The following is a 7,852-nucleotide window of genomic DNA, read 5'->3' as shown; positions in this document are numbered from 1 at the left end:
GGGCAGATGGCACTATCCTGGGACGTAAATTTATAAATTTCCCCAGTGATAAAGACCATTTGTATCATGTACTTGGCAGAATCCGCCGTTTTCAGAGAGAACATTCCTCCAGACAGGTTCAAAGCCGATGGGGTTATGCAAAAAGGCTGAATATGGAACTGTCCCGCAAAATAGCTACGGAGATCACGAAATATGCCGTAGAATATCAGGCAGATGTAATTGTTTTTGAGTATCTGGAAATGCAGGGAAAAATATCCGGAAAAAAGAAGCAAAAACTTCATTTATGGAGAAAGCGGGATATTCAGAAGCTATGTGAACATCAGGCACATCGGAACAGGATTCGTGTGTCCAGAGTTAGTGCCCGGAACACCAGCAGGCTGGCCTGTGACGGAAGTGGAGCGATAGTAAGAAATCCGGAGAACCATAGCCTATGTATCTTCCAGACAGGAAAGCAGTATAACTGTGATTTGTCAGCAACTTATAATATCGGGGCGAGATATTTTATACGGGAACTTTTAAAACCCTTGCCGGAAACGGAAAGGTCTTCACTGGAGGCAAAAGTACCTGCAGTGAAGCGTAGAACCTCCTGCGTTTATGCAGATTTGAGAAAGCTTTATGTAGAAGTAAATAACTTAAAAGCGGCATAAATACAGGCAGATATACAGCGGACTACCTGTAATGTGGAAACCAGCCGTATCCGGCGTGGAAAAAGTGCGTATCCGCACGAATTCTAAGTTACTGGCGTATCCGCCGATATTTAGTCTTGCCGTTTAAAACGGCCGAGAAGCATGTGACTTTAGCCATGTGAGGTTCACCCAACGGCAGATCAATTTTGTTCATAAGATTATTAATCATATGGAGCAGAATGGGTATATGGAGAATGTGGCTGTTTTGCAGAAGCCTCCGTTTGATAAGCCAATTAGTTTTTTAAAGTTGTTTGATGTGAGAACGAGAACAGCGCTTATGAAAGCGATTAATGATGTCCGGGAGAATGCGGTTACAGTGGCGGGATGATGAAAAAATGACAGGAGACTGCGGAGGCAGTCAGTATAGAAGAATGAAAGAAGCGAACGACTGCGTATTGTGTTAGAAATAGACAGTCGTTTGCTTTTTGAACGTTATTTTTTCTTTTTAAAATATCGCAGTGCCACCGCATACCCGTAGAGCACCGCCGGTATAACGATCGTGCAGAACAGCGATGCCAGCAGCAGATTTTCTGCCAGTGGACTATCCATCAGGGCGAAGATGATGGAAGAGACGTAGAGGGCGATTAGGATAACAGCACCTGTCAGCGCCAAAATGCGTTTTGATTTCATATATGGTATCCTTTCTAATTTTATAACTCTATAAAAAAGAGTGATTGGAATTTGTAATTATTTTTATATTGTTTCAAAGGCAGATTGGATATTGCCGTCTTTGATGAACTGTCTTTTATTTTATTATTATAAAGGATGTAAGAATTTTTTTCTATACTTTTCATTTGCGGTGCGGTAAAATAAGAAGAGATGTGGCAACTGTTTACATTTTTTTGCTTAATTATGAACAAGAAAGGGGAGGCACACGATGAATTGGAAGAAAAAATTTATGTGGGCAGCATCCTTTTTAATATCCCTGTTTGTTTGTGGGACAGCGCTGGCGGCAGGTAACGATGCGTTTGCGGACACCCCGGCGCAGGGCAAGGAAGAAAATCAAGTTTACAGGTTCGGCACCGAAAATAATGCCAATGATATAACGGAGACAGAGGCATCGGCGGCAGAAAGTGGCGCGGCTGGTTTTGAAAATAAAGAAATGTATCTGTATGAGGGCGAGTGGGTCGGAGACGGCGAGGACTGGCAGTACCGCCTGACGGATGGCAGCTTTTTGAAAGCGTCCTGGCTGAAATCGAATGGTCACTGGTATTATCTGGGAAAAAGCAGCTATATGCAGCGGGGACTCCGGAAAATCGGCACAAACCGTTATTATTTCGCCGAGAGCGGCGCGATGATGACTGGCTGGATTTATGAGGAAGAGACGGATCAGTGGTATCATGCAAACGAGGATGGGGCACTGACGACCGGCTGGTATCAGGCAGGAAATGCCTGGTATTGGTTTGATTCCAAATGTGTTATGTTCAGCGGCGGAAACCGGATGGTAAACGGGCATAAATATTATTTCTTTGACAATGGTCAGATGGCGGCGGATCAGTACGTGGAACTCAACTACTACGATGCAAATGGACTGCGCGACCGGACGCATGATGTGCGTTTGATGGGAAAACGGCGTCCGTCGGACAGTGAAAAAGAACAGATTACGAAAGAACTGGCAGGCGTGCCAAGAGAGTGGATCAAACGATTTGCAGAATCAGGCTGGGAGCTGATGTACTACACAGACAAGGCATACTTCTCAGCGCCGAAAACAGAGCAGGGTATCTATTTTGTCAATTATGATACAGATGTGCATTACAAGAAAATCAAATTTTCTAAACCGCAGGGGCTTGCGATGGCATTCGGCGAGTTCGCTGCGTCGGAACTAAGCGACGAAGAAACCTCACGTGCCCTGACGGATTTCGAGCGATATCTGGCTGGCAGTGGACTGGTGCAGCCGCTTCCATCCTACTTTGACGATAAGTCGGAGATGCAGTTCGGCAGCTTTTTCGCCGCCTGCTGTGACGAAGATGTCCGAGCTGACATCCGAAAAAACAGTCCGGAATTATACAAATATGTCGTAAAGTTAGGATTCTGGCAGGAAGGACAAAAACCAGACGAAGCCGAACGGGTCGAGATGAACTCTGATCCGGAATTTGCCGGAAATGGAGCCGGACCGGCTGGGGATGAATCTTTAAAGGCTAAGAGTGGTCCGGCATCGGAAGTGCCGTAAGAAAACGTGGTGGCAGCAGGAATTTGCCGTATGTAAATGCAAAGCCGCGGCAAATTCCGTTACTGGGCACGTATGCGTGAACAGTAACCACTACTCTGCCAATTCCTCCCACTTCTCATACAATCCCTCTAACTTTGCATTCAGTTCTTCCTTCTCTTTATTCAGTTTCATCAAACGCGGAACATCGGAAAAGACAGTCTCATCGCAGAGAAGCGCATCGATCTCCTGATCGCGGGTTTCAAGGGTGTGGATTTCTTCCTCGACGCGTTTCAATTCATTCTGTTTCTTACGAAGCCGCGTCTGTTCTTCCTTCTGTTGTTTCCAGTCCAATTTGCCGGAGGAAGCGCTGGCTGCCGACTGAACTGCAGCGGTCACGGCAGAAGCGGACGAAGCAGCAGAGGTACCAGTGCCATTTCCAGAAAGAGCAGTCGGATTTGCGCCTGCCGCAGCGGTCAGATGGCTGGAAGTCCCTGTGTTTCTGGCTCCGGAAGATTTTGCAGAGCGGTTGGCTGCCTGTGCGGCGGAAGCCAGATAGGCTTTCTCCTGCGTCGCCTTCTTTTCCAGATAATAATCGTAGTTTCCAATATAATTAATCAGTGTTCCCATCGTCAGATCGAGAATCCGGGTCGCAGTTTTGTTGATGAAATATCGGTCATGGGAGACGTAGAGAACGGTTCCGGTGTAATGAACCAGCGCGTTTTCCAGAATCTCCTTCGAGGCGATATCCAGATGGTTGGTCGGCTCATCGAGGATCAGGAAGTTCGCCTCCGAGAGCATCAGCTTCGCCAGGGAAACACGCCCGCGTTCGCCGCCGCTCAGATCACGGATGCGCTTAAAGACATCGTCGCCGGTGAAGAGAAATGCCGCCAGCACATTTCGGATCTGCGTGTTGTTCATATCCGGGTAGGTGTCCTGCAGCTCGTCAAAGAGCGTCTTGTCCATGTGCAGAACCTGGTGTTCCTGATCGTAGTAACCGATATGCACCTTGGAACCTAACCGGATCTCGCCGTTGTCCGGGGTCAGAAGACCGTTGATCATCTTGAGGATTGTGGTCTTGCCGGTCCCATTGTTGCCGATGATGGCGATGCGCTCGCCGCGTTTTATCTCAAAGTTCAGATCCGTGAAGAGTGTCATGCCGTCGAAACTCTTGGCAAGCTCACGGACGGAGAGAACGTCATTTCCGCTGGTGACGCACGGTTCCAGAGTAATGTGCATCGCGTCGTTGATTTCGGTCGGTTTTTCCAGAAGATCCATCTTGGAAAGCATTTTTTCACGGCTCTCGGCGCGCTTGATGGATTTCTCACGGTTAAAGGATTTGAGTTTGGTGATAACCTCCTCCTGATGGCGGATCTCCTGCTGCTGGTTTAAGTAAGCCTTGAGCACACCGGCGCGGATGATCGCTTTTTTCTCGCTGTAGGCGGTGTAATTGCCCTGGAAAGAGGTGGCGATGCCGCCGTCCAGCTCGACGATCTTGGTCACGACGCGGTCCAGAAAATAGCGGTCGTGGGCGACGATGATGACCGTCCCGGCGTAGTTCATCAGATAGGTTTCCAGCCACGCGATGGATTCCATGTCGAGGTGGTTGGTCGGCTCGTCCAAAAGGATGATATCCGGTTTGGAGAGCAGGAGCTTACCGAGGGAGACGCGCGTTTTCTGACCGCCTGAAAGTTCGGAAACCGGTTTGGAAAATTCTTCCTCGACAAAGCCGAGTCCCTTTAAGACACCGGTGATTTCACTCTGCCATGCGTAGCCGTTTAAAAGTTCAAATTCATGGTTTAAGCGGCTGTAAGTGTTGAGCATCGTCTCGAGCTTTTCGCCCTCGGTGTGCTTCATCTGGAGTTCCAGCGTGCGGATCTGCTGTTCCATTTCCAGAATCGGACGTTTGACCTCCAGAAGAGAGTCATAAATGGTGGTCTGGCTGTGCAGATCCTGGTGCTGTGCCAGGTAACCGAGGGTTTTGCCCTTGGCGATGGTCACGGAGCCCTCGTCTGCTGCGAGTTCTCCGACAATTATTTTTAAAAGAGTCGATTTACCGGCTCCGTTGATGCCGACGATGGCGGCTTTTTCGTGATCTTCTACATGAAACGATACGTGTTTGAGGATTTCCTCTGTACCGAATGCTTTTGAAATATTGCTGCAAGATAAAATCATAGATTCCTCCTGTGGTTGTATCCATGTATTTCGGTTAAAAATATACCGTCAATCTCAAATTATAATATAAATAAAGAAGCAATGCAAGAATGAGAACGGTTAATGGCTGTTTCTGGTCAGAAAATTTTGCGAAATACAATGTAAAATCCCTCATATGAAATAAAAAAATTGACAATTATTTATCATATGACTATAATAAATTTATCAGATTGTCCGAAGGTTTGCGTAAACCATATGGACAACGTTAGAGGAAAGAAAGGTGGAAGAAAGCCGTGGAACAGAAAGAGATATCTAAAGCGGTCATTTCTAGGCTACCCAGATACTATCGTTACTTGGGCGAATTGCTCGAGGAGGGAGTAGAGAGAATCTCATCGAATGATTTGAGTATCCGCATGAAGGTGACAGCGTCCCAGATTCGTCAGGATCTGAATAATTTCGGCGGATTTGGTCAGCAGGGATATGGTTATAATGTAAAGTATTTATATTCGGAGATTGCCCGGATTCTGGGAATTGACCGTCAGCATAACCTAATTATTATCGGTGCGGGAAATCTGGGTCAGGCGATCGCGAATTATACGAATTTTGAGCGGCGTGGTTTTTTAATCAAAGGTATGTTTGATGTGAATCCGCGTCTAGTCGGTCTGGTAGTCCGTGGAGTGGAGATCCGCGGTATTGAAGATTTGGAGCAGTTTATCAAGGACAATGAAGTGCAGATCGCAGCGCTGACGATTCCGAAGTCGAAAGCGCCGGAGATTGCGGATCGGCTTGTCAAAGCCGGAATCAAGGCGATCTGGAATTTTGCCCATACAGATTTACAGGTTCCAGATGACGTTGTGGTGGAAAATGTCCATCTGTCGGAGAGCCTGATGCGCCTTTCTTACCGCGTATGCAGCATGCAGGATCAGAAAGCGAGAGAAGAAGCGCAGAGAAAGCAGGAAGAGGCAGCTGGTGCCGGAGAAACAAAATGATCGTCGGAATTGGTACGGATCTGATAGAGATAGAGCGAATCAAAAAAGCCTGTGAAAAAGAGGCTTTTTTGGTGCGTGTATATACAGAAGAAGAGCGTCGGCAGGCTGGGGGGAAGGTGTCCCGGCTCGCCGGCGATTTTGCGGTAAAAGAGGCAGTCTCGAAGGTGTTTGGAACAGGCTTTCGGGGCTTTGGACTGCTGGATATAGAAGTGCTCCGGGACGAGCTTGGAAAACCGTGGGTGCGGCTTCACGGGGGAGCAAAGAAACTTGCGGACAGCCTAAAAATCACCCGGATTCACGTGTCGATCACGAATACAGGCAGTCTTGCATCCGCTTACGCAGTCGGAGAGGGGGAATGGAAATGAGACGTCTGGTGACAGGAAAACAGATGAAAGAGATAGATGGATATGCAATCCGGAAAGTGGGGATACCCTCTCTGGTACTGATGGAGCGAGCGGCGCTGGCGGTTGCAGACGAGATAGAAAAACGGTATGGAAAGCTTTCAGGGCAGAGGCTTCTGGTATTTTGCGGAACGGGCAATAACGGTGCGGACGGCGCGGCGCTGGCTAGGATTCTCTTTCTGCGCGGCGCGCTTCCGACGGTGCTCACGGTCGGTGACAAGGCGCACTGGACGGGGGAGATGACCTGTCAGGTGGCGATTGACCGGAATCTGGGGATCCCGGTGGAGGCGTTTGAAAATTATGTGCCGGGGCATGTGGAGATCATGGTGGATGCGATCTTTGGTGTGGGTCTTTCCAGAGAGGTCGGCGGTGAATTTGCCGAGGCGATCCGTTTTATGCGTGAGCAAGAGCCAAAGGCGGTAGTTGCGGTTGATATTCCGTCCGGCGTCAGCTCAGAGACAGGGGCGGCGCTTGGCGAGGCAGCTGAGGCGGATCTGACCGTTACTTTCGGCTATGAGAAGCTGGGAATGGTGTTCTATCCGGGACGGAAGCTGTGCGGCGAGATTGTGATTGCCGACATCGGGTTTCCGGCGTATACAAAATATGAAGGGCATACCTATTTTGCCTATGATCCGGAGGATCGGAGCCAGATCCCGAAACGGCGGGCAGACGCCAACAAGGGAACGTATGGAAAAATCCTGATCGCAGCCGGTTCGGAGGGAATGTGCGGCGCAGCGTATTTGAGCGCCCTGGCTGCGTACCGGATGGGCGCAGGACTTGTGAAGATCCTGACCGTCCGGGCAAATGTGCCGATTCTGCAAAATCTCCTTCCGGAGGCGATCCTGACGCCGTATGATCCGGAACAGGCACAGACAGATCCGGCAGGTTTTAAGAGCCTGGTGGAACAGGAGTGCGGCTGGGCGAGCGCGATCGTGCTGGGACCGGGACTGGGAAAGGAAGCCCATGTCGCAAGTCTGGTGCAGAACGTGCTGCTTTCCGCCTATGTGCCGATCATTGTGGATGCGGATGGATTAAATGCTGTCGCACAGCATCCGCATTTGTCCGGGTATTTTACGGAAAATGTGATCGTTACTCCGCATCTGGGAGAGATGGCGCGTCTGACGGGACGTTCGATTGAGGAACTGAAACGGGATCTGGTCGAGTCAGCGGTGCGGTATGGCGAAGAAAAAGGCGTGACCTGCGTGCTCAAGGATGCCGTGACGGTGACGGCGGGGCGCGATGGCAATGTGTATATCGGCGACAGCGGCTGCGCCGCGATGGCAAAGGGCGGTTCCGGCGATGTGCTGACCGGTGTGATTGCCGGGCTTCTGGCGCTGGGATTTTCAGAGGATGAAGCGGCGGCGCTCGGTGTGTTCCTGCACGGAAGAGCCGGGGCGGCAGCTGCCTGTAAAAAGGGAGAGCATTCCGTGCTGGCAAGAGATATCGCGGACTGTCTGCTTGAAAAGATAGATTGAA

8 protein-coding genes are annotated in these 7,852 nt (G+C 49.6%); 6 read left to right on the top strand and 2 right to left on the bottom strand.

Features of this window, described 5'->3' with window-relative positions; translation table 11 throughout:
* Positions 1–647: IS200/IS605 family accessory protein TnpB-related protein (locus tag PG862_RS13750; RefSeq protein ID WP_270707784.1), on the top strand; the 647-nt coding region annotated here is incomplete at its 5' end.
* A 157-nt stretch (positions 648–804) separates the two neighbouring features.
* Positions 805–1,014, top strand: coding sequence for a type I restriction-modification enzyme R subunit C-terminal domain-containing protein (locus tag PG862_RS13745; protein ID WP_267895288.1), 210 nt, complete (start codon positions 805–807; stop codon positions 1,012–1,014).
* Positions 1,015–1,118: 104 nt separating this feature from the next.
* Here the strand turns inward: PG862_RS13745 and PG862_RS13740 are convergent, their stop codons facing one another.
* Positions 1,119–1,316 carry a hypothetical protein gene (locus tag PG862_RS13740; RefSeq protein WP_022359311.1) on the bottom strand — a complete coding sequence of 66 codons (198 nt, stop codon included), beginning with the start codon at positions 1,314–1,316 and terminating at the stop codon, positions 1,119–1,121.
* A gap of 247 nt (positions 1,317–1,563) precedes the next feature.
* On the opposite strand from PG862_RS13740, the gene PG862_RS13735 reads away from it, so the two are divergent.
* Positions 1,564–2,856, top strand: a complete 1,293-nt coding sequence (locus tag PG862_RS13735) for an N-acetylmuramoyl-L-alanine amidase family protein (protein ID WP_270707782.1) — start codon at positions 1,564–1,566, stop codon at positions 2,854–2,856.
* A gap of 90 nt (positions 2,857–2,946) precedes the next feature.
* Here the strand turns inward: PG862_RS13735 and PG862_RS13730 are convergent, their stop codons facing one another.
* Positions 2,947–5,007: an ABC-F family ATP-binding cassette domain-containing protein gene (locus PG862_RS13730; protein ID WP_270707781.1), complete on the bottom strand. Its 2,061-nt coding sequence runs from the start codon at positions 5,005–5,007 to the stop codon at positions 2,947–2,949.
* A 272-nt stretch (positions 5,008–5,279) separates the two neighbouring features.
* Here PG862_RS13730 and PG862_RS13725 point away from each other — a divergent pair, with 272 nt between their 5' ends.
* The 3 genes from PG862_RS13725 to PG862_RS13715 are packed head-to-tail and all read left to right on the top strand — an operon-like array spanning position 5,280 to position 7,851.
* The gene (locus PG862_RS13725) at positions 5,280–5,975 is read left to right on the top strand and encodes a redox-sensing transcriptional repressor Rex (protein WP_117795191.1); all 696 of its coding nucleotides are present in this window, start codon (positions 5,280–5,282) and stop codon (positions 5,973–5,975) included.
* Positions 5,972–6,340 (top strand): holo-ACP synthase, encoded by a 369-nt coding sequence (gene acpS / locus PG862_RS13720; protein WP_117795193.1) that lies wholly within the window; start codon positions 5,972–5,974, stop codon positions 6,338–6,340. Before PG862_RS13725 ends, acpS begins: the two co-directional genes overlap by 4 nt.
* A complete protein-coding gene (locus tag PG862_RS13715) occupies positions 6,331–7,851 on the top strand; it encodes an NAD(P)H-hydrate dehydratase (RefSeq protein WP_333563221.1) in 1,521 nt (506 codons plus the stop codon). The genes acpS and PG862_RS13715 overlap by 10 nt, the downstream gene beginning before the upstream one ends.
* Position 7,852 lies beyond the last annotated feature (1 nt).

The organism is Clostridium fessum, assembly GCF_027698965.1.
Lineage (GTDB): Bacteria > Bacillota > Clostridia > Lachnospirales > Lachnospiraceae > Otoolea > Otoolea fessa.
Note: the sequence above shows the minus strand (reverse complement) of the source record. Positions and strands in the feature narration are given on the sequence as shown.